The following is a 26054-nucleotide window of genomic DNA, read 5'->3' as shown; positions in this document are numbered from 1 at the left end:
GTACCCCTCGGTGAAACCCGCCCGCGCCGTCCCACATCGTGGGCGCGGGCGCCGATAGGGTCGGGTCATGACCGACCTCCCGCCCGGCCGCTGGCAGGCCGCCGCCCGTGCCACCGGCCTCCTCGGCGCGGACGGCGCGGTGGCGGCGACGGTCTTCGCCGAGATGACGGCCCTCGCGCACCGCACCGGGGCGATCAACCTGGGGCAGGGGTTCCCCGACGTCGACGGCCCGGCGACGGTCAAGCACGCCGCGGTCCGCGCGATCGAGGAGGGCCACAACCAGTACCCGCCCGGCCCGGGGATCCTCGAGCTGCGCAACGCGGTCGCGAGCCACCAGTACCGGCACTACGGGCTCGACCCCGACCCGGAGACCGAGGTCCTCGTGACGACGGGCGCGACGGAGGCCCTCGCCGCGACGATCCTCGCGCTCGCCGGCCCGGGGGACGACGTCGTGACGCTCGAGCCGTTCTACGACTCCCACGCCGCGTGCATCGCGCTCGCGGGGGCGAACCACGTCACCGTCCCGCTCGTGCCCGGCCCGGACCGCTTCCGCCTCGACCTCGACGCCCTGCGCGCGGCCGTCACCGACCGCACGCGGCTCATCCTCGTGAACTCGCCCCACAACCCGACGGGAACGGTGCTCGACCTCGACGAGCTCGACGCGATCGCCTCCGTCGCGCGCCGCCACGACGCGGTCGTCGTGACGGACGAGGTCTACGAGCACCTGACGTTCGACGACGCCCGGCACGTGCCGATCGCCACCCTCCCCGGGATGCGGCAGCGCACGGTCACGATCTCCTCGGCGGGCAAGACGTTCTCGTTCACCGGCTGGAAGATCGGCTGGCTGCACGGGCCGGAGCCGCTCGTCACCGCGGTGCGCACGGTCAAGCAGTTCCTCACCTACACGTCCGGCGCGCCGTTCCAGCCCGCCATCGCCGACGCCCTGTCCGACGACGAGACCCCGCGCGCGCTCGCCGACTCGCTCGCCGCGCGTCGGGACCTGCTGTGCGAGGGCCTCGTCCGGGCCGGGTTCGACGTCGTCGTCCCCCAGGGCACGTACTTCGTCATCGCCGACGGCGCCCCGCTCGGCGTCGAGGACGGCGTCGCCCTGTGCCGTGAGCTGCCCGCCCTCGCGGGCGTCGTCGCCGTCCCCGTGAGCGCGTTCTGCACGCCGGGGTCGACGACGGCCCGCGCGCTGGCCTCGCGCGTGCGGTTCACCTTCGTCAAGCGCGAGGACGTGCTCCGCCAGGCGGTGGGCCGGCTCGCCCGCCTCGGCGCCACGCGTCGCTCCTGACCGCGCCCCGACCCGTCACCGGGGCGGCTGCCGGACCGGCTCAGCCGCAGACGCCGGGCTGCAGCTCCTCGACCGGGGTCTCCGGCGTCGTGCCGGGGTCCGTGGTGCCAGGGTCCGTCGTGCCCGCCCCCGGGTCGGTCGCGCCGGGGTCGGTCGCGCCGGGGTCGGTCCCGGTCCCCGGGTCGGTCGTCCCGCCCGCGGGCGCCGTCGCGTCGTCGCGCGGGTCGGCGACGGCCTCGTGGCCGGGCGGGGGCGCGTCGTCGATGAGCCGCTGCCAGATGGCGTCCGCCTCCGACGTCCACTCGACGCGGTTGCGGTCGCTCGCCGCCTCCACGACGGGGACCTGCGTGAAGACGACCTCGGAGGGCTTGATGGCGCGGAGGCTGAACGCGAGTCCCGCGAGCGCCGTCGGGTCCGCGATCGTGGGGTCGGCGCTGATCGAGCCGAGCACCGCCTCGATGACGCCGTAGAGCTGGGGCGAGTTGGTGATGATGTTCTGGGAGAGCAGCTCGCGCACGGCCGAGTCGATGAACGCCTGCTGGCGCGCGATGCGCGTGAGGTCGGACCCCATCTCGAGCCCCATGCCCGTCCCGTGGCGCGCCCGGAGGAAGCTGATCGCCTCGTGGCCGTTGAGCGTGTACTCCCCGGCCGGCAGGTCGAGGGTGCCGTACCGCGGGCTCTCCTTGACGGGCTCCGGGAAGCACATGGTGACGCCGTTGATGGCGTCGACGACACCGATGACCCCGGTCATCTTCACGACGACGTGGTTGGTGATCGGGACGCCCGTGAGGTCCTGCACCGCGGTGATCGTGCACGCGGCGGCGTAGGTCATGTCGTCGACGCCGCCCGACCCGATCTGGAACGCCTCGTTGAACATCGTGTTGCGCCGCGGGCCCGACATCGACCCGTCGGGCAGGTTGCACGCCGGCAGGTCGACGAGCGAGTCGCGGGGGATGGACACGACCTCCATGCGCGTGCGATCACCGGACACGTGCACGATGAACGTCGTGTCCGAGCGCATGCCCTCCTCCTCGCCGGCGATCGCGGCGTTCTCGGCGTCGCGGTAGTCCGTGCCCATGACGAGGATGTTGAGCGACTTGCCCGCGAACGGGTCGGACGGGTCCTTCGGCGGCTCGACCGTCGGGCCGCCGACGACGAGTCCCGACACGTCGCTCACGGTGATCTTCGACTTGAGATCGAGGTAGACGGCTCCCGCGCCGACGGCGACGAACACGAGGGCGCCGGTGAGGACGAGCCCGACGGCCCGTGCGACGCGGTGCGTGCGCAGCGCGCGCGCATGGTGCGGGCCGCCGGAGGGCTTGTCCTCCCCGCCCTTCCGGGAGGGCGTCGTCGGTGTCGCGCGGGGCCGCGAACGCGGGGACGACGAGGCGGGAGCGGTCGTTGGCACGGTCCGAGGGTAAGGGGTCCGGCGTGGACGCGTGCGCAGAACCAGCAGGAGGACGTGTGAAAGGGCGGCGAAGGCCGGCCGTAGCGTCAGACCGGCGTGTGCCAGCCGCCGCGGCGGAACGCCGGCGTGGCGAGGGCGAGCACGAGCAGGGACGCGACGACCGCGCCGAGCATCACGGTCGCCATCGCGACGGCGTCGCCCCCGAGGACGCCGACGAGCGGGCTCACGAGCCCGGCGACCCCGGACTGGAACGCCCCGATGACGGCGGCCGCGGTCCCGGCGATCTCGCCGTGCCGGGTGAGCGCGAGCGCGGAGGCGTTCGCGGGGATCATGCCCTGCATCGACAGGACGAGGAACAGGGCGGCGACGATCCCGACGATCCCGCCGGCGCCGGTCACGGCCACCACGAGCAGCCCGGCGGCGAACACCCCCTGCACGACGAGCGCGGTCCGGAGCAGGCGCACGGGCGCGACGCGCCGGACGAGGGCGGCGTTGGCCTGCGCGGACAGGACGAGGCCGATGCCGTTGACCGCGAAGAGGAGCGCGAACTGCCCGTGGCTGAGCCCGTACCCCTCCTGGAGCACGAACGGCGACCCCACGACGTAGCTCATGAGCACGGCCTGGCCGAGGCCGGGCAGGACGGCGAGCGCGACGAAGTGGCGGTCGCGCAGGAGGCTCGCGTAGCCGCGCAGGACGGTGCGCGCACCGGCGGGCCGCCGCCGCTCGACGGGCAGGGACTCGGGCATCCAGAACAGCACGATCGCCCCGAGCGCGATGCCACCCAGCGCCAGCACCCAGAACACCGCGCGCCACGTCGCGTGGGCGCCGATGAACGAGCCGATCGACGGTGCCAGGAGGGGGGCGAGCCCGATGACGAGCATGAGGCGCGACAGGATGCGGGCGGCGTCCGAGCCGGTGAAGCGGTCCCGGATCGCGGCGATCGCGACGACGGAGGCGGAGGCGTTGAAGAACCCCTGCAGCACGCGCAGCCCGATGAGGATGCCGATGTTGGGCGCGAGCGCGCACAGGAGCGAGGTCACGACGTGCAGCGAGAGCCCGACGAGGACCGGGAGGCGCCGGCCGTAGCGGTCGGAGAGCGGCCCGATGACGAGCTGGCCGACCGCGCCGCCGAGGAGCATCCCGGACAACGTGAGCTGCGCGAGCGAGTCGGGCGCCCCGAGCTCGGCGCCCACCTCCGGCAGCAGCGGGAGGTACATGTCGACCGTGAGCGCGGGGAGCGTGGCGAGCGCGCCGAGGAGCAGCACCCAGCGGGCGGACGACCTCGGTCGGGGCAGGGCGGGGTCGACCGAGGACGAGGACATCTGTCCATCGTATCGATTCGATCGGGCCGGGCCCGGCCGCGCGGGAGTGAGCCTCCTCTCCCCGCTGCGGCCCGCGCACGGCCGCTGCCGACCCCCGCGACGCCCGCGCCCCGCGTGTGGGTGGCGTGCGGCAGGCTGGAGGCATGTGCGGACGCTATGCCTCCTTCCGGGACGCGCAGGACCTCGCGGACGAGTTCGCGATCGCGGACGTCGCCGACGACGCGCGGCTCCTCCCGCCGTCGTGGAACCTCGCGCCCACGGACCCGGTGCGGATCGTCGTCGAGCGCGCCGCGAAGGACACGGGCGAGGTCCGGCGCTCGCTGCGGGTGGCGCGCTGGGGCCTCGTGCCGTCGTGGTCCAAGGACCCGAAGGGCGGCGCGCGCATGATCAACGCGCGCGCGGAGTCGATCCTCGACAAGCCGGCGTTCGCCAAGCCGTTCGGCGTGCGGCGCTGCCTGGTCCCGGCGGACGGGTACTACGAGTGGCGCGTCCTGCCCGACGGCGCGTCGCCGGCAGCGTCCGCGGGCGCGTCGCCGCGCCGGGGGAAGGTCCCCAAGCAGCCGTACTGGATCACGCCGAGCGGCGGCGAGAGCGCCGCGTTCGCCGGGCTCTACGAGTTCTGGCGCGACCGGACCAAGGCCGACGACGACCCCGACCGCTGGCTCGTCTCGACGACGATCGTCACGACCGACGCCGCGCCGTACCTCGCCGAGATCCACGACCGCATGCCGCTGGTCCTCCCCGCCGACGCGTGGGACGCGTGGCTCGACCCGGCGGTCGACGCGCGCGGGGCGGCCGACCTGCTCGGCCTCGGCGGCCCGCACGACGACGTCCCCCTGGTCGCGCGCGAGATCTCGACCCTGGTCAACTCCGTGACGAACGACGGGCCCGGACTGCTCGAGGCCGTCTGACGACCCGGCCTCGGGACGCGAGCGCGGCGGTCAGCCGCGGTAGGCCCACTGCAGACGCACGGGCTCGATCGTGCCGAGCCCCTGGACCTCCGTCTCGGGCTGCGCCGTGAGCGCGAAGCGCTGGTCGCCCGCGAGCAGGCCCGCGGTCTCGCGGTCGACGAGGACCGTCGTCGGCTCCGCGATGTCGACGAGGCGGGCGGCGAGGTTGACGCTCGGCCCGAACACGTCGCCGAACCGCGAGAGGACCCGGCCCCACACGAGGCTGACCCGGACGGGCGGGACGTCGACGTCCTCCTCGCGCCCGCCGGCCTCGGCCAGGCCGAGCGCGACCCGCGCCCCGGTCGCGACGTCGTCGGCGACGTAGAGCACCGCGTCGCCGATCGTCTTGACGACGCGCCCGCCCGCGGCGGTGATGACGTCGCGCGCGCTGGTCTCGAAGAGCTGCACGAACTCGGCGAGCTCGCTCGACCCCAGCCCGCGCGTGCGCTGCGTGAACGAGACGATGTCCGCGAACCCGACGGCCCGCGGGAGCGGGAGCTCGTGCTCGTCGACCGCGGTGGCCCGCGCGTCGGAGAACTCGACCGCGAACCTCCCCGCGACCGCGGCGAGCTGGCGGCGCCACGCGTGCAGGAGCTGCTCCTCGAGGACCGGGGCGAGCTCGGGGAGCCGGTCGAGGACGAGCAGGCGCGCGCTCGTGTCGTCGAGGTCGAACCGGCGCGTCAGGTGCTCGACGAGCGCCTCGACCTGCCAGAGCACGAGCCGCTCCGTGGTGTGACCGGTGGACCGGATGAGCGTCGTCAGCGCGCGCTCGTCGAGCCGCTCGGTCGCGGCGAACGCGAACACGTCCGCGAGCGCCTGCGCGTCCTTCTCCGTGAACGCGTGCTCCTCGCCCTCGGTCAGGGGGAGGCCGAGCGCCTGCCAGTAGGCGCGCACGCGGTCCGTCCCGACGCCCGCGCGCTCGGCGAGCCGCTCGACGGTCAGGGTGCGGGGCCCGCCGAGGAGCGCCTCGTCGAGCACCGCCTCCGTCGCCTCGGTGTCCGGGGCCGGCTCGCCGCCCTCCCCGCCGTCCGGAGACGGGGTGGTGGGGACGGGCTCGTTCTGCTCAGGGTCCACGGGCACCCGGCGATCCTATTCCTCGGCCCGGGCCGGTGAGGTCGGCGGTCGTGACCGAGATCGGCAGTGGGGCGCGAGATCGGCGGTCGTGACCGCCGACGTCGTCCCGGACTGCCGATCTCGGCCGCAGACCGTCACCCGTGCGGGCGCAGGTGGTGGACGTCGCCGCTGTGGTGGACGCTCGTCGTGCCGTCGTCCTCGCGTACCACCAGTCCGCCGTCGGGTGCGAGCGCGGTGGCGAGCCCGACGACGTCGCCGCCCGCGACGCGCTCGACCCGCACGCGCGTGCCGAGCGTGGCGCTGACCTGCGCGCAGTCGGCGTCGAGCCCGGCGGCGTGCGCGTCGCCGCCGGCGTCCTGCCAGCGCGCGAGGACCTCGCCGAACGCCTCGTGGAGGGCGACGAGCAGGACCTCGCGGTCGGTCGTCGCGGCACCCGCCAGGGCGAGCGAGGAGGCCGTGGGGACGGGCAGCTCCGCGCGCTCCTGGGAGACGTTGAGCCCGACGCCGACGACGACGCCGCCGTCGGGCAGCACCTCCGCGAGGATGCCGGCGACCTTGCGCAGGGGCGGGTGGCCGCCGACCGCCGGCGTCGCGACGTCCTGCGGAACGGGCGCGGCGCCCGGGTCCGGCACGAGGACGTCGTTCGGCCACTTGACGACGGCGTCGACCCCGGCGGTCGCACGCAGGGCGCGGGCGGTCGCGAGCCCCGCGAGGAGCGGGAGCCAGCTCAGCGCCTCGCGCGGCACCTCGGGGCGCAGGAGGAGCGAGCCGAGGAGCGCGGCGCGCGGCGGCGTCGTCCACGAGCGCCCCAGCCGGCCGCGACCCCCGGGCTGGTGCTCGGCGACGAGGAGCGCCGGCGCCGGCCAGGCGTCCGGGTCGGCCGCGACCGCGCGCGCGAGCTCGGCGTTCGTCGACGCCGACTCGGGGACGACCTCGATCCGGGCGAGGGGCCCTGCGGGCGCCACGAGCAGCTCGCGCAGGAACTCCGCCCGCAGCGGGGGCCGCCCGTCGCCGTCGGGCCTGGTCTCGTCGTCGCGCGCGCTCGCCATGCCCGCCATCCTCCCGCACGCCGACGGCCCGGCACGAGGGACGCACCGCCGGTCGGACGCCGCGGACGGACATCACCGGCGCGCCGCCGGGTTTGTCGACACCCACCAAGACCCGCCCCGGGCGTGCTGGCGTCGCCCGCATCGAGTTGGCGCCACCCGCCAACTAGGCTCGGGTCCGTGACGGACTCTGCGACCACCTCGCCCGCGACGCCCGAGGCACCCCCGACATCGCCCGACGCGCCCCACCTCGTGGGCACCGCGGCCAAGCTCGCCGACCTCGACCGTCGCCGCGCCGAGGCGACCGAGCTGCCCGAGGAGGCGGCGCGGACCAAGCAGCACGCGCGCGGCAAGAAGACGGCGCGCGAGCGCATCGAGGCGCTGCTCGACGAGGGCAGCTTCGTCGAGCTCGACGCGTTCGCGAAGCACCGCTCGCACAACTTCGGGCTCGAGAAGAAGCGCCTGGCGGGCGACGGCGTCGTCGTCGGGCACGGCACGATCGACGGCCGCCAGGTGTGCGTGTACTCCCAGGACTTCACGGTGTTCGGGGGCAGCCTCGGCGAGGTCCACGGGCAGAAGATCACCAAGGTGCAGGACCTCGCGCTGCGCACGGGCGTGCCGTTGATCGGCATCTCCGACGGCGGCGGCGCGCGCATCCAGGAGGGTGTCGCGGCGCTCACGCAGTTCGCGGAGATCTTCCGCCGCAACGTCGCGTCGTCGGGCGTGATCCCGCAGATCTCGCTCATCCTCGGTCCCAGCGCGGGCGGCGCGGTGTACTCCCCCGCGCTGACCGACTTCATCGTCATGGCGGACAAGACGTCGAACATGTTCATCACCGGCCCGGACGTGATCCGCGCGGTGACGGGCGAGGACGTGGGCTTCGAGGAGCTCGGCGGCGGCCTGACGCACAACGAGAAGTCCGGCGTCGCGCACTACCTCGGCGCGGACGAGGACGACGCGATCGACTACGTGCGCCACCTCGTGTCCTACCTGCCGCAGAACAACCTCTCGGACGCGCCGTCCTTCCCGCCCGACGACGTCGACCTCGACGTCACGGAGGAGGACCTCGAGCTGGACGCGCTCGTGCCCGACTCGGACTCGCAGCCGTACGACATGCGCACCGTGATCGAGCACGTGCTCGACGAGGGCGCGTTCCTCGAGGTCCAGCCGCTGTTCGCGAAGAACGTGCTCGTCGGGTTCGGGCACGTGGAGGGCCAGTCGGTGGGCGTCGTGGCGAACCAGCCGCTCGCCATGGCGGGCACGCTCGACATCGACGCCGCGGAGAAGGCGGCGCGGTTCGTGCGCACGTGCGACGCGTTCAACATCCCGGTGCTCACGCTCGTGGACGTCCCCGGCTTCCTGCCGGGCGTCGACCAGGAGCACCAGGGCATCATCCGGCGCGGGGCCAAGCTCATCTACGCGTACGCCGAGGCCACGGTCCCGCTCGTCACCGTCATCACGCGCAAGGCGTACGGCGGGGCGTACATCGTCATGGGATCCAAGCAGCTCGGTGCCGACGTCAACCTCGCGTGGCCGACGGCGCAGGTCGCGGTCATGGGCGCGGGCGGCGCGGTGAACATCCTCCAGCGGGCGGCGCTCAAGCGCGCGGCCGACGCGGGCGACGACGTCGAGGCGGAGCGCGCCCGGCTCGTCGCGGAGTACGAGGACGCGATCGTCAACCCGTGGGACGCCGCCGAGCGCGGCTACGTGGACGCGGTGATCCGCCCGTCCGAGACGCGCGTGCAGGTGGTGCGGGCGCTGCGGGCGCTGCGCACCAAGCGCGCGACCCTGCCGCCCAAGAAGCACGGCAACATCCCGCTGTGACCGCGAGCGAGCCCCAGCACCCGACGAACCTCGCGAGGGAGGACCACGCATGAGCCACGACGACGCCACGCACGGACCCGTGCCGCTCGGGTCCGTGGACCCGGCGCCGCTGCACGCCGCGGTCGACGCGCTCACGGCGGCGCTGCACGAGTACGTCGAGACCGCGGTCGGGGTGCGGGCCGAGTTCGGGGCGTCCGAGGCGGACGAGGACCCGCGCGTGCTCGCGCTCGAGGGCCGCATCGGCACGCTCAACGCGCGGCTGTTCGACGAGCTGCACGGCGCGCTCGGCATCCACGCCGACCTCACGACGTCGGTGTGGGACCCGGGCGCCGACGAGGAGGTCGACGACGACGCCTCGCCGGCCGACGTGCAGGACGACACCTTCACGCTCGACTACGTCGTCATGACGCACCCCGGCGGCCCGGACCTCGACGACGTCGTCGGGCTCCTGGACCGGTGGGGCCACGAGGCGCGCGAGCGGCTCGTCGAGGCGGGCTACGCCGTCCCCGAGTGGGGCGTGGGGCGGGGGGCGGACGACGACCACGACCACGACGAGGACGACGAGTGAGCACGGCGGGGTCCGGCGCTCCGAGCGTCCGCGTCGTGCGCGGCGCGCCGGACGAGCTGGAGGTCGCCGCGCTCGTCGCCGGCCTCGCCGCGGCGGCCGCCGCGAGCGGGCTGCCCGACGACGTCGCGCCCGTCGACGAGTGGACCAACCGGGCGCGCGGGCTGCGCGGGACCGGGGACGGCGCGACCGCGAAGAGCTTCGGCGGGCGCTCGGGCCGGCACAACGCCGACTCGTGGCGCTGGAGCCTGCGGTCGTGACGACGCCGAGCGCGTCGCCCCGCACGCGCCGCCTGCCCGAGCGAGGCGTGCTCGTCGAGCTCCCCGCGTCCGCCGACGAGGTCGAGACCGACCCGACGAGCCTGCCGGGCGTGGAGCCCGTGCCGGGCTGGCGCCGCTGGGCGTGGGCCGTGGCGTTCGTGCCGACCGTCGCGCTGCTCGTCTACCAGCGCGTCGCGTCGGGGCGCGGGTGGTCCGTGCCGGACGCCGTCGTGGTCGTGGCGACCCTCGGGCTGCTCGTCACCGCGCTGCTCGCGCTCGTGCGCTACCTCGACGACCGCGTCGTGGCCGGGCTCGCGCGCGGGCGGGACGCGCTGCTCGCCGCGCCGGTCCGGGCGACCGGGACGCTCGTGCTTCCCGGCGTCGGTGCCGCGGACCTCGCGGCGGGCACGGCGGAGGGCTCCACGGAGGACACCGCCACGAGCACGCGGACGAACGGGCCCACGGTCGTCCCGACGACCCTGGTCGTGACCACCGCGTCCGGCGCGCGGACCGCACGACCGGCGCGCGTCGTCGTGCCCGACGGCGTGGCGGGCCCGCGCCCGGGCGACCCGGTCGCCGTCTGGCACGCCGCGGGCGACGCGGACGCGTCGGGGGTGCTCCTGCTGCGCTACCACCGCGCCTGGGCGGACGACCTCGTGGCGGCGCTGCGCGGCCGCGCCGGCGCCGCTCCCGACGCGGGACCGCCCGGAGACACGCCCGGCGCGCCGACCGAGGAGGACCGCGGCGAGAGCCCGGAGAATCCGGCAGACCCGCGTCCGGGCGCCGAGTAGGCTCGTCCGGGTGAGCGACACCACCACCACACCCGCCGGCGCATCCGCCGGGACCCCCGACCGCACACCCACGCCGATCGACGCCGTCGCCGAGGCCTACGTCACGCGGATCGCCGAGCTCGACCCGATCGCCGCGACCGCGATGGGCCTGTCCGGCTACGACCACCTCGTCTCCGACCTCTCGCCCGCCGGGCACGACGCGCGGGCCGACGCCGACCGCGCGGTGCTGCGCGAGCTCGAGGGCCTGGAGCCCGTCGACGACGTCGACCGCGTCACCCTCGCCGCGATGCGCGAGCGCGTCGGCCTGCAGCTCGAGCTGCACGAGGCGGGCGAGCCGCTCGCGAGCCTCAACAACATCGCGTCGCCGGTGCAGGAGCTGCGCGACGTCTTCGACATCATGCCGACCGGGACGGTCGAGGCGTGGGAGAACATCGCCTCCCGCCTCAACGCCCTGCCCACGGCGATCGACGGATACATGGCCTCCCTCACCGAGGCGGCCGCGCGTGGCAACGTCGCCGCGATCCGCCAGGTGCGGATCGGCGTGCAGCAGTCGCGCAAGCTCGCCGACGCGAAGGGCTCGTTCTTCACGACGTTCGTCGCCGGCCCCGAGGCGAACGCCGTCCTCGACGACTCCTCGGCGTGCTCGCTCGTGCGCAAGGAGCTCGAGCACGGCGCCGCCGCGGCGCGCGAGGCCTACGGCCGCCTCGCGGACTTCCTCGAGACGACGCTCGCGCCGCAGGCGCGCGAGCAGGACGCCGTGGGCCGCGAGCGCTACGGGCTCTTCTCGCGCACGTTCCTCGGCGCGCAGGTCGACCTCGACGAGACGTACGCGTGGGGGCTCGAGGAGCTCGCGCGCGTCGTCGCGGAGCAGGAGGAGATCGCGCGCCGCATCGCCGGGCCGGGCGCGAGCGTCGAGGACGCCGTCGCCGCGCTCGACGCCGACCCGGCGCGCACGCTGCACGGCACGGACGCGCTGAGGTCGTGGATGCAGGAGACGTCGGACGCCGCGATCAGCGCGCTGAACGGCGTCCACTTCGACGTCCCGACGCCGGTGCTCGACCTCGAGTGCATGATCGCGCCGACGCAGACGGGCGGGATCTACTACACGCCGCCGAGCGACGACTTCTCCCGCCCGGGCCGCATGTGGTGGTCCGTGCCGTCGGACGTCACCGAGTTCAACACGTGGCGCGAGAAGACGACGGTCTACCACGAGGGCGTCCCCGGCCACCACCTGCAGTGCGGCCAGGCCGTGTACGCGCGCGCGACGCTCAACACGTGGCGCCGGCTCGCGTGCTGGGTCTCGGGCCACGGCGAGGGCTGGGCCCTGTACGCGGAGCGCCTCATGGCGGACCTCGGGTTCCTCGATGACGACGGCGATCGACTCGGCATGCTCGACGCGCAGCGCATGCGTGCGGCGCGCGTCGTGCTCGACATCGGCGTGCACCTCGGCCTGCCCGCGCCCGAGCAGTGGGGCGGCGGGACCTGGGACGCGGACAAGGCGCTCACGTTCCTGCGCGCGAACGTCAACATGCCCGACTCGTTCGTCCGGTTCGAGCTCGACCGCTACCTCGGCTGGCCGGGTCAGGCGCCGTCGTACAAGGTCGGCCAGCGCCTGTGGGAGGCCACGCGCGACGACGCGCGTGCGGCAGCCGCGGCCCGCGGCGAGGCGTTCGACGCCAAGGCGTTCCACGCGCGCGCGCTGAACCTCGGCTCGGTCGGTCTGGACGTGCTGCGCGACGCGCTCTCCTCGTGACCCGGTCGTCCGCCCGGCCCGGGTCGGCCTCGCGCCGGCCCGGGCGGGGCGGGCCCGCCCTGGGGAGCTGACGCGTGGGCGCCGTCCTCACCGGCTTCGCCATCATCGCCGTGGTCGTGGCGGCCGGGTACGTCACCGCGCGGCTCGGCATCGGGGGCCCCGACGCGAGGACCGCGCTCAACCGCATCGGGTTCTTCGTCGCGAGCCCCGCGCTGCTGTTCACCGTGCTCGCGCGGGCGGACGTCGGCGCGCTCTTCCAGGCCCCGCTCGCGGTCGCGGCGGTCTCCGCCGTCGTGACCGCGGGCGCGTTCGTGCTCGTCGACCGGCTGTGGCTGCGGCTCCCCGCCCCCGAGGCGACCATCGGGGCCGTGGGCTCCGGCTACGTGAACGCGAACAACATCGGCCTGCCCGTCGCGGTGTACGTGCTGGGCGACGCGACCGCCGTCGTGCCGGTGATCCTGCTCCAGCTCCTCGTGCTCGCACCCGTCGCGCTGCTCGTCCTCGACGCGACGACGAGCGGGCGCCTGTCCTGGCGCTTCGTCCTCGCCCAGCCCGTGCGCAACCCGATCATCCTCGGGTCGTTCGCGGGCGCCGTCGTCTCGGTGACCGGTTGGACCCCGCCCGTCGCGGTCATGGCTCCGCTCGAGATCCTCGGGGGTGCCGCCATCCCCATGATCCTGCTCGCGTTCGGCATGTCGTTGCACGGCACCAGGCCGCTGCGGCGCGGCGAGCCCCGCGCGGCCGTCGGGGTGGCGAGCGTCGCGAAGCTGCTCGTCATGCCCGTCGTCGCGTTCGTCGTCTCCCGGCACGTCCTCGGGCTCGACGACGCCGCGGTCGCCTCGGCCGTCACGCTCGCCGCGCTGCCCACGGCCCAGAACGTCTACAACTACGCGGCACGGTTCGGGCGGGGCGAGATCCTCGCGCGCGACACGATCCTCGTCACGACCCTCGGCTCGCCCGTCGTGCTGCTCGTCGCGGCGCTGCTGGTCGCGTAGGACCGCTCGGCGCGCGCCGTCCGGCTCGCCGGTCGCGCCGGTGCTCGACGGGTAGTCTGCGCGGGTGCTCCGACTCGTCCTCGCCTCCCGCTCCCCCGCCCGCCTCGCGACGCTGCGCGCGGCCGGCGTCGAACCCCTCGTGCGCGTCTCGGGGGTCGACGAGGACGCGGTCCTGCAGGCCGCCGCCGCGGAGCGCGGCGGGCTCGACCCCGTGGACGCGGTGCTCGTCCTCGCCCGCGCCAAGGCCGAGGAGATCGTGCGCACGCTCGCCGACGACGGGACCGGCGCGCCGGTCGACGACCCCGCGCTCCTCGTCGGGTGCGACTCGATGCTCGAGCTCGACGGCGAGGTGCTCGGCAAGCCCGTCGACGCCGACGACGCCCGTGCGCGCTGGCGCGCGATGCGCGGCCGGGCCGGCGTCCTGCACACGGGCCACTGGCTCGTCGACCTGCGTTCGCTGCCCGACGGCGGGACGGGCACCGCGACCGGGGCCACCAGCTCCACGACGGTGCACTTCGCCGACCTCACGGACGACGAGATCGACGCGTACGTCGCGACGGGCGAGCCCCTGCACGTCGCGGGCGCGTTCACGGTCGACGGCCTCGGCGGGCCCTACGTCGAGCGCATCGAGGGCGACCACCACGGCGTCGTCGGGATCAGCCTCCCGCTGCTGCGGACGCTGCTCGGCGAGGCCGGGGTCGCCTGGCACGAGCTGCGGTCCTGACCCGACGGGGCCGCCGTCCGTCGTCGGCGCTCGCCGTGGTGCCGTTGTGGGTGCCGGACAACCCCAGGCGCCGGGCGAGGCCCAGGGGCGCGCCGCTATGGAGGTTTCCTCCAACCACCCTCCGCGCGCCTTGGCTTCTTCTCCAATCTTGTCCGGTACCCGGCCCGGGAGCGTGAACGGCGCCCCGCGCACGCGTTACCGTGAGCCGTGCCCGCGAACCCCACCCGCCCCCTGAGCAAGGTCCTCGTCGCCAACCGTGGCGAGATCGCCGTCCGGATCGTCCGTGCCTGCGCCGACGCCGGCATCGCGTCCGTCGCGGTCTACGCCGACCCGGACCGGCAGGCCCTGCACGTGCACCTCGCCGACGAGGCGTTCGCGCTCGGCGGCGCCCGGGCGGCCGAGACCTACCTCGACATCGCGAAGCTGCTCGACGTCGCACGCCGCTCCGGCGCCGACGCGGTGCATCCCGGGTACGGCTTCCTCGCCGAGAACGCGGAGTTCGCCCAGGCCGTCCTCGACGCCGGCCTCGTCTGGATCGGGCCCCCGCCGGCCGCGATCGACGCTCTCGGTGACAAGGTGAGCGCACGCCACATCGCGCAGCGCGCCGGCGCTCCGCTGGTCCCCGGCACGCCCGACCCCGTCGCCGACGCGAGCGAGGTGCACGCCTTCGCCGCCGAGCACGGGCTGCCCATCGCGATCAAGGCGGCGTTCGGCGGCGGCGGGCGCGGCCTCAAGGTCGCCCGCACCGCGGACGAGATCGACGAGCTCTACGAGTCCGCGGTCCGCGAGGCCACGGCCGCGTTCGGGCGCGGCGAGTGCTTCGTCGAGCGCTACCTCGACACGCCCCGCCACGTCGAGACCCAGTGCCTCGCGGACGAGCACGGCACCGTCGTCGTCGTGTCCACGCGCGACTGCTCCCTCCAGCGCCGCCACCAGAAGCTCGTCGAGGAGGCCCCCGCGCCCTACCTCAGCGCCGCCCAGGAGGCCGAGCTCTACAAGGCGTCCGAGGCGATCCTGCGCGAGGCCGGCTACGTCGGCGCGGGCACGTGCGAGTTCCTCGTCGGGGCCGACGGCACCATCTCCTTCCTCGAGGTCAACACGCGCCTCCAGGTCGAGCACCCGGTGTCCGAGGAGGTCACCGGCATCGACCTCGTCCGCGAGCAGCTGCGCATCGCCGCGGGCGAGCCCCTCGGCTACACGTCGACGCAGGTGCGCGGCCACTCGATCGAGTTCCGCATCAACGGCGAGGACCCCGCCGCGAACTTCCTCCCCGCCCCCGGCCGCATCTCGCGCCTGCGCTTCCCGTCCGGGCCCGGCGTGCGCGTCGACTCCGGCGTCGTCGAGGGCGACACGATCTCCGGCGCGTTCGACTCCATGATCGCCAAGGTCATCGTCACCGGCGCCACGCGCGAGCAGGCTGTCCAGCGGGCCCGCCGCGCGCTGCGCGAGCTCGAGGTCGAGGGCATCCCCACGGTCGTGCCGTTCCACCGCGCCGTGCTCGACGCCGAGGCGTTCGTCCCCACGGACGACGCGCCGTTCCGTGTGCACACCCGCTGGATCGAGACCGAGTTCGCGGACCAGCTCGCCGCGCTCGCGCCCGCCCCGGCCGCCTCCGCCGACGAGGACGACGAGCCCCTCGCGACCGAGCGCGTCGTCGTCGAGGTCGGCGGCAAGCGCCTGGAGGTCGTCCTCCCCGCCGGCCTCGGCATGGCCGCGGGCCGTGCCCGCACGGCGAACGCCGCGCGTCGGCCCGCGCGGCGGAGCACCGGCAAGGCCAACGGCGGCGCCTCCGGCACGACGCTCGCCTCCCCCATGCAGGGCACCATCGTCAAGGTCGCCGTCGCCGACGGCACCCAGGTCGCCGAGGGCGACCTCGTCGTCGTGCTCGAGGCGATGAAGATGGAGCAGCCGCTCCTCGCCCACCGCGCCGGCACGGTCCGCTCGCTCTCCGCCACCGCCGGCGCGAGCGTCAGCTCCGGCACCGCCATCTGCGAGATCGTCGACTGACCCTCCGGGCCACCGTCGGGCTCGGTGCACGACCCGCGTGCTCGGGGCGCCGGGCTGCGCCGGCTTCACGACCCGCGTGGTCGGGTTGGGTGGCCGGGGTGGATGGCGCGTTCGGGCTGCCGCGCCGTCGCCTGGGTCTGTCGGGTGGCACTTCTCGGAGCGCGGCTCTGACGCCCTTCACACCCCACCCACCCCGGCCCGGCTTCGGCCCACGTCGTGCAGCCCCTTGCCCGACGACCGTCGCGCCCGCCGCGCTGTCGGCGCACCACGCTCGTGGGTCATGCGACGAGCCCGCGCTAGCCCTGGCCGTTGGTCTTCCGGCCGCCCGGCGCATGACGGCGAGGCGTCCAGCACTGGTACGCGCCGGCCTCCGCCCGGACCGAACGGGACCGCCGGACCGGGCCGAGGTTCGTGCGGTGACGGCCAGGACGAGCGGTGGGGTCGGACCGTGTGCGAAGGACGTCAGAGGCGCACTCCCAGAACTCCCGCCAGACAGACCAGGGTGACGGTGCGCCAGTCCGAGCACACGGTCCGACCCCACCGCGGACCCGACCCTGCGGGCCGTAGACCCGACCCCGACCGCGACGAGGCGGGTGCTAGTCGTGCTGGGCCGCGGCGCGGATCGCGCGGCGACCGGAGGGCAGGGCGACGGCGACGGTGATGACGAGGAACATGAGGATCCCGGAGACGACGAGGAGCGACTCCACGGTGAAGCGGTCGGCGAGCGGGCCGAACACGACCATGCCGAGCGGCATCGAGACGGCCATGACGATGCCGACGAAGCCGAAGACGCGGCCCTGGCGCTCGGGCTCGACGGTCTCCTGCAGGACGGTCATGGACGTCGTCGAGAACGGCGGCACGGAGAGGCCGAGCAGGAACATGAAGACGAAGAACACCCACATGTTCGTCGAGAGACCCATGGCGACGGACAGGACGCCGAACACGAACGTCGACCCGACGATCATGGCGATGCGGTTCTTGAGCCCGCCCCAGGTGGCGAGGAGCACGCCGCCGAGCAGCATGCCGACGGAGAATGCGACCTCGTTGACGGTGAGCTTCCAGACCTCCTCGCCGAAGGTCCGCGCGACCATGAGCGGGGTGAGGTACGACGGCGCGACGATGAGCAGGAACACGACGGCGTAGAGGCCGAGCACCCACCGGACGAACGGGTGCGAGCCGAGGTAGCGGAAGCCCTCGACGAGGTCGTCGAAGTACCCTGCTCGCTCGCCGGCGGCGGCGTGCGCGAGCGTCGGGACGGGCACGAGCAGGAGGAGGCCGATCCCGATCACGGCGGTGACGACGTCGACGAAGAACACGGAGACGATGGACGTGCTGGCGTAGACGGCCGCGGCGACCGCGGGGGCGAGGAGCATCATCGCGGACTGGATCGACTGGTTGATCCCGTTGACGCGCAGCAGCTTGCTGGTCGGGACGATCTGCGGGAGCAGGGCCGCGACCGCGGGGGTCTGGATCCCGGCGCCCGTGGAGCGGATCGCGAGCGCGGCGTAGATGAGCCAGAGGTCGTCCGCGCCGCCGAGCATGAGGAGCGCGAGCGCGAGGGTCGTCACGGCGATCGTGCCGTCGGCGGCGATGACGAGCGCCTTGCGGTTCACCCGGTCGGCCCACACGCCGCCGAAGATCGAGACGACCGCCTGCGGCAGGAACCCGAAGAGGGTGCTCAGCGCGAGCACGGCCCCGGACTTGGTCTCGATCGTCAGGTGCCACATCACGGCGTACTGGACGAGCATCGAGCCGAACAGGGAGACGGTCTGCCCGGAGAGGAAGATCGCGGTGTCCCGTCGCCACCGGGGCTTCGCGAGCGTGTCGTCGACCGGGGCGTCGTTCTCCACACCGTCGGAGAGGTCGTCGGCGGTGGGGGCGTCGGTGTTCTCGTACGGCGTATGGCTCACCCGCACATCCTGACGGCCGCCACCCACACGGTCCACGGAATTCGCCGTCGGCGGACGGTCAGTCGGCCGCGGGGACCTCGCCCACGTGCGCGATGTGCCCGAGCTGGCGCCACACGAGCGCGAGCGTGACGCCCGCGCCGACGAACGCGAACCAGAACGGTGCGGTGATCCCCCACGCCTGGGCGAGGACGCCGCCCAGCGCCTGCCCGACGACGCTGCCGCCGAACACGCAGACCATGTAGACCGAGCCGACGCGTCCCTGGAACTCCGTGGGGACGGCACGCTGCCGGATCGTGTTGGACACGGTGCCCCACACGAACGCGTACGCACCGAAGACGACCATGATCGCGAGCGCGACCCAGCCGGTCGTGGTAAGGGCGAGCGCGAGGTGCATGAGGACCTCGAGCGAGAGGCACACGCGCATGAGGGTCGACAGGCGCACGTGCCGCTCGAGCCACCCGAACGACGCGATGCCCACGACGCCGCCGACGGCCGACGCCGTCGTGAGGAGCCCGAACCCGACCTCACCCATGTCGAGGTGGTCGAGCGCGTACTTGACGAGGACGCCCCACGGCGCGGCCCAGGTCACGTTGAAGGCGAGGATGACGAGCGCGAGCGTCCGCACCGGGGCGTTCCCGAGGATCCACCGCACGCCCTCGGCGATGTCCTGGCGGAGGTGGGTCTGCGTCTCGCGCACACCGCCCGGTGTGGTCGCGATCCGCCCCACTAGCACGACGGCGAGCGCGACGCACACGACCTGGACGACGAACGGCCAGACCATCCCGAGCGCGAAGAGGAACGCGCCGACCGGCGGTCCCAGCAGCTGGTTGGCGGTGAGGAACCCGGCCTGGAGCCGGGCGTTGCCCGTGCCGAGGTCGCGCGGCTCGACGAGCATCGGGAGCAGGGTCTGGGACGCCGAGTCCGCGAACACCTCGGCGACGCCGTACAGGAACATCACGGCGAGGACGACGCCGATGCTCACGTGCCCGGTCGCGATGAGGACGCACAGCGCCACGACGACGACCGCACGCAGCGCGTTGGCCACCATGACGACGACGCGCCGGTCGAGGCGGTCGGCCAGCGCCCCGGCCCAGAGGCCGAACAGGAGCCAGGGCAGCCGCTGCAGCAGGGCGGCGAGCGCGACGAGGAACGCGGAGTCGGTCTGGGACGCGACGAGCAGCGGCCCCGCCGCCAGGGCGATGCCGTCGCCGACGTTGCTCGTCCACGACGACGACAGCAACCAGCGGAAGCCGGTGCCCATGCGTCGCGGTGCGACGACCTCTCCGATCCTGCTCACAAGCGGACCAGCGTACGCCGCGCGGTGGTCCACCCGGGCAACCTTTTTCCGGGGCGTTCCGCGGTGGGATCCGGCGCCGCGCGGCGCGCCGGCCTGGCAGCATGGGCCCCGTGACCATCCCGACCGCGCCCCGCGATCCCGGCGACCCGCCCCCGCGGCTCCCTCGCCACCTGCAGCCGGGCGACGGCTGGGTGGAGTGCGAGTGCGGCCGTCGGCACTGGGGTCTCTTCGGCGCCGCCGGGCTCCTGCTCGGGCGGCGCGACCGCGCGGGCCGCCTGACCGACGTCGTCCTGCAGCACCGCGCGCCCTGGTCCGACCAGGGCGGGACATGGGGAGTGCCGGGCGGCGCCGTCGGGCCGGACGAGACCCCGGCCCAGGGAGCCCTGCGCGAGGCCGAGGAGGAGGCGGGCATCGACCCCGCGCACGTGGACGTCGTGGGCGAGCGTGTGCTCGACCACGGTCCGTGGCGCTACACGACGGTCCTCGGGGAGATCGCGGACGGCGCGGAGGTCGACCCGCGCGCGACGGACGCGGAGAGCGTCGAGGTCCGCTGGGTCCCGGTCGACGACGTCGCGACCCTCGACCTGCTGCCCGCGTTCGCGGACGCGTGGCCGAGCCTGCGCGCGGCGCTCGACCAGGGGGCTCCCGAGGCCTGACGGCCTGCCCGCGCGGGACCTTCGTCACCGATCGGTGGTGGACCCGCCTCGCGGCCGGTCCGCCGGCGTCGGTCCGGGGCACGATGGCGTCGTGCCCGAGGACACGTCGACCACGTACCGCGCGCTCGCGTCGTCGAGCCGGCTGACGCTGCTGCACGCGCTCCAGGAACGCGGCCCGATGACGGTCGCGGACCTGTCGCGCGAGGCGTCGCTCTGCCCGAGCGCGACGCGTGAGCACCTCCAGCGGCTCGCGGACGCGGGGTTCGTGCGCAGCGCCCCCGAAGTGCGCACGACGCGTGGACGCCCGCGCATCCTCTACGAGGCGATCGCGGGCGAGGACCCGCCGCGGGACGACGGCGCGGCGCGGCGCCTCGGCGAGTCGCTCGTCCGGGCCGCGCTGACCCGCACGGTGCTCGGTCACGGCGACGCCGCCCAGGGCGCCGCGCACGACGACGCCGCGCACGGCACGCGCGACGACCTCGCCGGGACCGCGCGCGTGGCGGGCCGGCGGCTCGTCGACGTGCTCCGTTCCTCGGGCCGCGACGCGCCCGAGCCCACGCCGGAGAACCAGCTCGCCGCGCTCGACGACCACCTGCACCAGCTCGGTCTCGACCCCGAGCTCGAGGAGGAGCGGCTGCGGTTCCATCTCTACCGGTGCCCGTTCCTCGCGCTCGCGGCGGACCGCGAGGACGTGGTCTGCGCCGTCCACCTCGGCCTCGTCCAGGGCGTGCTCGCGGGCGTCGGCGGGCCCGTCCGCGCGGAGGCGCTGCTGCCCTTCGTCGAGCCCCACCACTGCGTGCTGCAGCTCTCGCGCGCGAGCTGATTATTCACGGTCCGCGGCCCGCCGCGGCTCCCGTCCGCCGGGTCATGCTGACGGCGCACCGGGTACGGACCCGGCGTCACGACGTCGGTGTGGTCGTGACCTGCGACGACGGGAGGACGACATGACCGCCCCTGCCACCACCAGGCCGCCCTCGCTGCTGCGGGCGGTGCGCACGCCGTCGAGCGTGGACCTGTCGACGTGGGACCCCGAGGACGAGTCCCGCTGGGACCGCCGGTTCGCGTGGCGCACGCTGTGGATCACGACGTACAACCTCACGCTCGCGTTCTGCGCGTGGTACCTCGTGAGCGCGGTCGCGCCCCGGCTCAACGACGTCGGCTTCGACCTCACGACGGCACAGCTCTACTGGCTCACGGCCGTCCCCGGCCTCGCCGGCGGGCTGTTCCGCATGGTCTACATGTTCCTCCCGCCCGTCGTCGGCACGCGCACGCTCGTGGGCGGCACGGCGACGCTCGTCCTCCTGCCGATGCTCGGCTGGACCTTCGCCGTGCGCGACGCGAGCACGCCGTACGCGGTGCTCATGCTGCTCGCGGTCGCGGCGGGGATCGGCGGCGGCGCGTTCTCCGGGTTCATGCCCTCGACGAGCTACTTCTTCCCCCGGCGCATGGCGGGGACGGCGCTGGGGCTGCAGGCCGGGATCGGCAACTTCGGCGTGAGCCTCATCCAGTTCCTCACGCCGTGGGTCGTCGGCTTCGGCCTCCTCGGCACGGCGGCCCTCACGCCGCAGCAGACGGCGACGGGCAGCCATCTCTGGCTGCACAACGCAGGCCTCGTCCTCGTGCCGTGGACCGTGCTCGGCGCGGTGCTCGCCGCCCTGTACCTGCGCCGGGTCCCGGTGAGCGCGAACTTCCGCGAGCAGCTCGACATCTTCGGCAACAAGCACACGTGGATCATGACGGCGATCTACCTCATGACCTTCGGCGCGTTCAGCGGGTTCGCGGCCCAGCTCGGGCTGCTCATCGTCGCGGAGTACGGCGGGTTCGAGAACGCGCCCGACCCGCTGCGCTACGCGTTCCTCGGCCCGCTGCTCGGCTCGGCCGCGCGCGCCGGGTTCGGGCCGCTGTGCGACCGGTTCGGCGGTGCGGTCTGGACCCTCGTCGCCGGGATCGGCATGACGGTCTCGACGGTGTTCTCGCTGTTCTTCCTCGACCCGCACGACGTCGGGCAGTTCGGCTGGTTCCTCGCGGGGATGCTCGCGGTGTTCACCTTCGCCGGGATCGGCAACGCAGGGACGTTCAAGCAGATGCCGATGATCTTCCCGCGCCGCCAGGCGGGCGGGGTGATCGGCTGGACCGCCTCGATCGCCGCGTTCGGCCCGTTCCTCGTCGGCATCGGGCTCTCGCTCGTCCCCGCGCGGTCGTTCTTCGTCGGGTGCGCCGTGTTCTTCGCCCTGTGCACGTGGCTCACGTGGCACTACTACGCCCGGCCGGGCGCCCCGAACCCCTCCTGACCCCGACCGGGAACGCCGGCGACGCGTCCGCCGTCCCCGCCCCCAGAGAACCCGAGGAGCTGTCGTGCCCCCACTCGACGAGCGCACCCCCCGTGACCCGGCCGACACCCTGCTGCGCCTGGGCAGCCGCCTGCGGCGCGGGCAGGTGTCCGACGACCTGCGGCAGGTGTTCCTGACCGGCGGACGCCAGGGCGACGTGTTCTACCGCGACCGCTGGTCCCACGACAAGGTCGTGCGCTCCACCCACGGCGTGAACTGCACCGGGTCCTGCTCCTGGAAGGTCTACGTCAAGGACGGCATCATCACCTGGGAGACCCAGCAGACCGACTACCCCTCCGTCGGCCCCGACTCCCCCGAGTACGAACCCCGCGGCTGCCCCCGCGGCGCCGCGTTCTCCTGGTACACCTACTCCCCCACCCGCGTGCGCTACCCCTACGTCCGCGGCACCCTGCTCGACCTGTACCGGCGGGCGAAGGACGAGGTGGGCGGCGACCCCGTGCTCGCGTGGGAGAAGGTCACGTCCGACCCGGAGTCGGCCCGCGCCTACAAGTCGGCGCGCGGCAAGGGCGGGCTCGTGCGCGCCACCTGGGACGAGGCCGCCGAGATCGTCGCCGCCGCCCACGTCCACACCATCAAGACCTACGGACCCGACCGCGTCGCCGGGTTCTCCCCCATCCCCGCGATGTCGATGGTGTCGCACGGGGTGGGTTCGCGGTTCGTGCAGCTCCTGGGCGGGAGCATGCTGTCGTTCTACGACTGGTACGCCGACCTGCCCGTCGCGTCCCCGCAGGTGTTCGGCGACCAGACCGACGTCCCGGAGTCCGCCGACTGGTGGAACTCCACCTACTGCATCATGTGGGGCTCCAACGTCCCGGTCACGCGCACCCCGGACGCCCACTTCATGGCGGAGGCTCGGTACCGAGGCCAGAAGGTCGTGACCGTGTCGCCCGACTACGCGGACAACACCAAGTTCGCGGACGAGTGGCTCGCTCCCCATCCCGGTACCGACGGCGCCCTCGCGCAGGCCATGGGCCACGTCATCCTCACCGAGTTCCACGTGCGCGATCGCGCTCCCCGGTTCCTCGACTACATGGCGCGGTTCACCGACGCTCCGTACCTCGTGACGCTCGACCGGCGCGGAGACGCGTACGTGCCCGGGCGCTTCCTCACGGCGGACCGGCTCGCGGGCACGCCCGCCGCCGACCAGGCCGGCGCCACGAACGCCGCGTCGAAGACGGTGATCCTGTCCCGCGAGGGCGACGTCGTCGTCCCCAACGGATCGCTCGGGCACCGCTACGGCGACCCCGGGAGGTGGAACCTCGACCTCGAGGGCGTCGAGCCCGCGCTGTCGGTCGCGGACCTGGCGGGCGGCGCGTCGGACGAGCCGGTCGCCGTCGACCTCCCCCGCTTCGACCTCGCCCCCGAGGAGGGCGCCGAGCACCAGGGCGGCGCGGGCGCCGTCCGGCGCGGCGTGCCGACGCACCGCGTGGGCGAGCACCTGGTGACGACGGTCTACGACCTGCTGCTCGCGCAGTACGGCGTGGACCGCCCCGACCTCGACCTGCCGGGCACGTGGCCGACGGGGTACGACGACCCGGCGACCCCGGGCACCCCGGCGTGGCAGGAGGAGATCACCGGCGTCCCCGCGACCGCCGCGGCGCGCATCGGGCGGGAGTTCGCGCAGAACGCGCTCGACTCGGGCGGCCGCTCGATGATCATCATGGGCGCGGGCACCAACCACTGGTTCCACTCCGACACGATCTACCGCACGTTCCTCGCGCTCGTGACGATGACCGGCTGCCAGGGCGTGAACGGCGGCGGCTGGGCGCACTACGTCGGGCAGGAGAAGGTTCGCCCGATCACGGGGTTCCAGCAGTACGCCAACGCGGCGGACTGGGCCCGCCCCCCGCGCCTCATGATCAGCACGGCCTTCTGGTACCTCGCGACGGACCAGTGGCGCTACGACGGCCTGCCCGCGGACGCGCTCGCCTCCCCGCTCGCCACCGGGAAGCTCGCAGGCCGCACGACGGCGGACACGCTGGTGGAGTCCGTCCGTCGCGGCTGGACGCCCAGCTACCCGACGTTCGACCGCAACCCGCTCGACCTCGTGGACGAGGCCGAGGCGGCGGGCAAGGACCCGGTGCGCCACGTCGTCGACCAGCTCTCCTCGGGCGAGCTGGACTACGCGTGCGCGGACCCCGACGACCCGGCGAACTTCCCGCGCGTGCTCACCGTCTGGCGCGCGAACCTGCTGGGGTCGTCGGGCAAGGGCAACGAGTACTTCCTCAAGCACCTGCTCGGGACCGACGCCGCGGTGCGCGCACCGGAGTCGGGGCCGGACCGGCGGCCGCGGGACATCGCGTGGCACGACGAGGCGCCGCAGGGGAAGCTCGACCTGCTCGTCACGGCCGACTTCCGGATGACGTCGACGACGCTGTTCTCGGACGTCGTGCTCCCGGCGGCCACCTGGTACGAGAAGCACGACCTGTCCTCGACGGACATGCACCCGTTCGTGCACTCGTTCAACCCGGCGATCAGCCCGCCGTGGCAGACGCGCACCGACTTCGACATCTTCCACACGCTCGCCCGGCACGTCTCCGAGCTGTCGGAGACCCACCTGGGCGTGCGCAAGGACGTCGTGGCCGTCCCGCTCGCGCACGACACCCCGGACGCCATGGCGACGCCGCACGGCGAGGTCCTGCCCCAGGACGAGCTCGTGCCCGGGGTCACGATGGCGAGGCTCGTCGTCGTCGAGCGGGACTACCCCGCCCTCGCGGCGCGGCTCGCCGCCCTCGGTCCGCTCACGCAGACGGTGGGCATGGTCACCAAGGGCGTCACGTTCGACCCGACGCCGGAGGTCGAGCGGCTCGCCGTCGCGAACGGCGTCGTCGCCGACGGCCCGGCGGCGGGGCGCCCGCGCCTGGACCGCGACACGCACGTCTGCGAGATGATCCTCGCGCTGTCGGGGACGACGAACGGGCGGCTCGCGGTGCAGGGGTTCGAGGACCTGGAGCGGCGCACCGGGCAGCGTCTGGCCGACCTGGCGCGGGACGAGCAGGGCAAGAGGATCACCTTCCCGGACGTGCAGTCGCGCCCGACGGCGGTCATCACCTCTCCCGAGTGGTCCGGGTCGGAGCACGGCGGGCGCCGCTACAGCGCCTTCGTCATCAACGTGGAGCGGCTCAAGCCCTGGCACACGCTCACGGGCCGCCAGCACTTCTTCCTCGACCATGACTGGATGGCAGAGCTCGGCGAGCAGCTCCCGGTCTACCGGCCGCCGCTGGACATGCACCGCCTGTTCGGCGACTCGCGGGTCGGCGACACGTCCCCCACGGGTGCGCAGGGGTCGGAGGGCTACGCGGAGGTCGCCGTGCGGTACCTCACGCCGCACTCGAAGTGGTCGATCCACTCCGAGTACCAGGACAACCTCTTCATGCTCTCGCTCTCGCGCGGCGGCCCCACGATCTGGATGAGCCCGCAGGACGCGGAGAAGATCGGCGTCGCGGACAACGAGTGGATCGAGGCGTACAACCGCAACGGCGTCGTGGTCGCGCGGGCCGTCGTCTCGCACCGCATGCCCGAGGGCACGGTCTTCATGTACCACGCGAAGGACCGGACCGTGGACGTGCCGCGGTCGGAGACGTCCGGCCTGCGCGGCGGGATCCACAACTCGCTGACCCGCGTGCTGCTCAAGCCCACCCACCTCATCGGCGGCTACGCGCAGCTCTCGTACGGCTTCAACTACATCGGCCCGACGGGCAACCAGCGTGACGAGGTCACGGTGATCCGGCGACGGAGTCAGGAGGTGACCTACTGATGTCTGGAACGGCGACACGCATCGGCACGGACGAGTGCGGAACGGCGACGCGAAGGGCGAGGAACGAGTC

General features: G+C 74.2%; 20 protein-coding genes. 14 read left to right on the top strand and 6 right to left on the bottom strand.

Going from position 1 to position 26054, the window contains the following annotated elements; all coding sequences use genetic code 11:
* Nucleotides 1-67 precede the first annotated feature (67 nt).
* Complete coding sequence (locus tag NHH00_RS06960) at nt 68-1294, top strand: pyridoxal phosphate-dependent aminotransferase (RefSeq protein ID WP_253051133.1); 1227 nt, start codon at nt 68-70, stop codon at nt 1292-1294.
* A gap of 40 nt (nt 1295-1334) precedes the next feature.
* On the opposite strand, the gene NHH00_RS06955 is transcribed toward NHH00_RS06960, so the two are convergent.
* The gene (locus NHH00_RS06955; protein WP_253051132.1) at nt 1335-2702 is read right to left on the bottom strand and encodes an LCP family protein; all 1368 of its coding nucleotides are present in this window, start codon (nt 2700-2702) and stop codon (nt 1335-1337) included.
* An 86-nt stretch (nt 2703-2788) separates the two neighbouring features.
* Entirely contained in the window at nt 2789-4024 is a 1236-nt protein-coding gene (locus tag NHH00_RS06950; protein ID WP_253051131.1) for a multidrug effflux MFS transporter, read from the bottom strand.
* Between the two features lie 143 nt (nt 4025-4167).
* Here NHH00_RS06950 and NHH00_RS06945 point away from each other — a divergent pair, with 143 nt between their 5' ends.
* Nucleotides 4168-4935 carry an SOS response-associated peptidase gene (locus tag NHH00_RS06945; protein WP_253051130.1) on the top strand — a complete coding sequence of 256 codons (768 nt, stop codon included), beginning with the start codon at nt 4168-4170 and terminating at the stop codon, nt 4933-4935.
* A gap of 30 nt (nt 4936-4965) precedes the next feature.
* On the opposite strand, the gene NHH00_RS06940 is transcribed toward NHH00_RS06945, so the two are convergent.
* Nucleotides 4966-6054: an adenylate/guanylate cyclase domain-containing protein gene (locus tag NHH00_RS06940; RefSeq protein ID WP_374614520.1), complete on the bottom strand. Its 1089-nt coding sequence runs from the start codon at nt 6052-6054 to the stop codon at nt 4966-4968.
* Between the two features lie 128 nt (nt 6055-6182).
* Complete coding sequence (locus tag NHH00_RS06935) at nt 6183-7097, bottom strand: biotin--[acetyl-CoA-carboxylase] ligase (RefSeq protein ID WP_253051129.1); 915 nt, start codon at nt 7095-7097, stop codon at nt 6183-6185.
* Nucleotides 7098-7346: 249 nt separating this feature from the next.
* Between NHH00_RS06935 and NHH00_RS06930 the strand changes: the two genes are divergently transcribed.
* The 8 genes from NHH00_RS06930 (at nt 7347) to NHH00_RS06895 (ending at nt 16013) form a co-directional block, all read left to right on the top strand.
* On the top strand, nt 7347-8918 hold the full coding sequence (locus NHH00_RS06930; protein WP_253051445.1) for an acyl-CoA carboxylase subunit beta: 1572 nt from the start codon (nt 7347-7349) through the stop codon (nt 8916-8918).
* Between the two features lie 49 nt (nt 8919-8967).
* Entirely contained in the window at nt 8968-9486 is a 519-nt protein-coding gene (locus NHH00_RS06925; protein WP_253051128.1) for a hypothetical protein, read from the top strand.
* A complete protein-coding gene (locus NHH00_RS06920; protein ID WP_253051127.1) occupies nt 9483-9743 on the top strand; it encodes an acyl-CoA carboxylase epsilon subunit in 261 nt (86 codons plus the stop codon). The genes NHH00_RS06925 and NHH00_RS06920 overlap by 4 nt, the downstream gene beginning before the upstream one ends.
* Nucleotides 9740-10534 carry a hypothetical protein gene (locus NHH00_RS06915; RefSeq protein ID WP_253051126.1) on the top strand — a complete coding sequence of 265 codons (795 nt, stop codon included), beginning with the start codon at nt 9740-9742 and terminating at the stop codon, nt 10532-10534. Before NHH00_RS06920 ends, NHH00_RS06915 begins: the two co-directional genes overlap by 4 nt.
* 10 nt (nt 10535-10544) lie before the next feature.
* The gene (locus tag NHH00_RS06910; RefSeq protein WP_253051125.1) at nt 10545-12287 is read left to right on the top strand and encodes a DUF885 domain-containing protein; all 1743 of its coding nucleotides are present in this window, start codon (nt 10545-10547) and stop codon (nt 12285-12287) included.
* 74 nt (nt 12288-12361) lie between these two features.
* Complete coding sequence (locus NHH00_RS06905) at nt 12362-13282, top strand: AEC family transporter (protein WP_253051124.1); 921 nt, start codon at nt 12362-12364, stop codon at nt 13280-13282.
* Between the two features lie 64 nt (nt 13283-13346).
* The gene (locus NHH00_RS06900; protein WP_253051123.1) at nt 13347-14006 is read left to right on the top strand and encodes a Maf family protein; all 660 of its coding nucleotides are present in this window, start codon (nt 13347-13349) and stop codon (nt 14004-14006) included.
* A gap of 207 nt (nt 14007-14213) precedes the next feature.
* The gene (locus NHH00_RS06895; RefSeq protein ID WP_253051122.1) at nt 14214-16013 is read left to right on the top strand and encodes an acetyl/propionyl/methylcrotonyl-CoA carboxylase subunit alpha; all 1800 of its coding nucleotides are present in this window, start codon (nt 14214-14216) and stop codon (nt 16011-16013) included.
* Between the two features lie 596 nt (nt 16014-16609).
* Here NHH00_RS06895 and NHH00_RS06890 read toward each other — a convergent pair.
* Entirely contained in the window at nt 16610-17923 is a 1314-nt protein-coding gene (locus NHH00_RS06890; RefSeq protein ID WP_253051121.1) for an MFS transporter, read from the bottom strand.
* Nucleotides 17924-17981: 58 nt separating this feature from the next.
* Nucleotides 17982-19184: an MFS transporter gene (locus NHH00_RS06885; RefSeq protein WP_253051444.1), complete on the bottom strand. Its 1203-nt coding sequence runs from the start codon at nt 19182-19184 to the stop codon at nt 17982-17984.
* Nucleotides 19185-19330: 146 nt separating this feature from the next.
* Here NHH00_RS06885 and NHH00_RS06880 point away from each other — a divergent pair, with 146 nt between their 5' ends.
* The 4 genes from NHH00_RS06880 (at nt 19331) to NHH00_RS06865 (ending at nt 25984) form a co-directional block, all read left to right on the top strand.
* A complete protein-coding gene (locus NHH00_RS06880; RefSeq protein WP_374614510.1) occupies nt 19331-19876 on the top strand; it encodes an NUDIX hydrolase in 546 nt (181 codons plus the stop codon).
* A gap of 91 nt (nt 19877-19967) precedes the next feature.
* Nucleotides 19968-20699, top strand: coding sequence for a helix-turn-helix transcriptional regulator (locus NHH00_RS06875; RefSeq protein WP_253051120.1), 732 nt, complete (start codon nt 19968-19970; stop codon nt 20697-20699).
* Between the two features lie 121 nt (nt 20700-20820).
* Nucleotides 20821-22167 (top strand): MFS transporter, encoded by a 1347-nt coding sequence (locus NHH00_RS06870; protein WP_253051119.1) that lies wholly within the window; start codon nt 20821-20823, stop codon nt 22165-22167.
* A 64-nt stretch (nt 22168-22231) separates the two neighbouring features.
* Complete coding sequence (locus NHH00_RS06865) at nt 22232-25984, top strand: nitrate reductase subunit alpha (protein ID WP_253051118.1); 3753 nt, start codon at nt 22232-22234, stop codon at nt 25982-25984.
* Nucleotides 25985-26054 lie beyond the last annotated feature (70 nt).

It is taken from the genome of Cellulosimicrobium cellulans (assembly GCF_024124905.1).
Lineage (GTDB): Bacteria > Actinomycetota > Actinomycetes > Actinomycetales > Cellulomonadaceae > Cellulosimicrobium > Cellulosimicrobium cellulans_G.
This window is presented reverse-complemented; position numbering and strand designations above follow the sequence as displayed.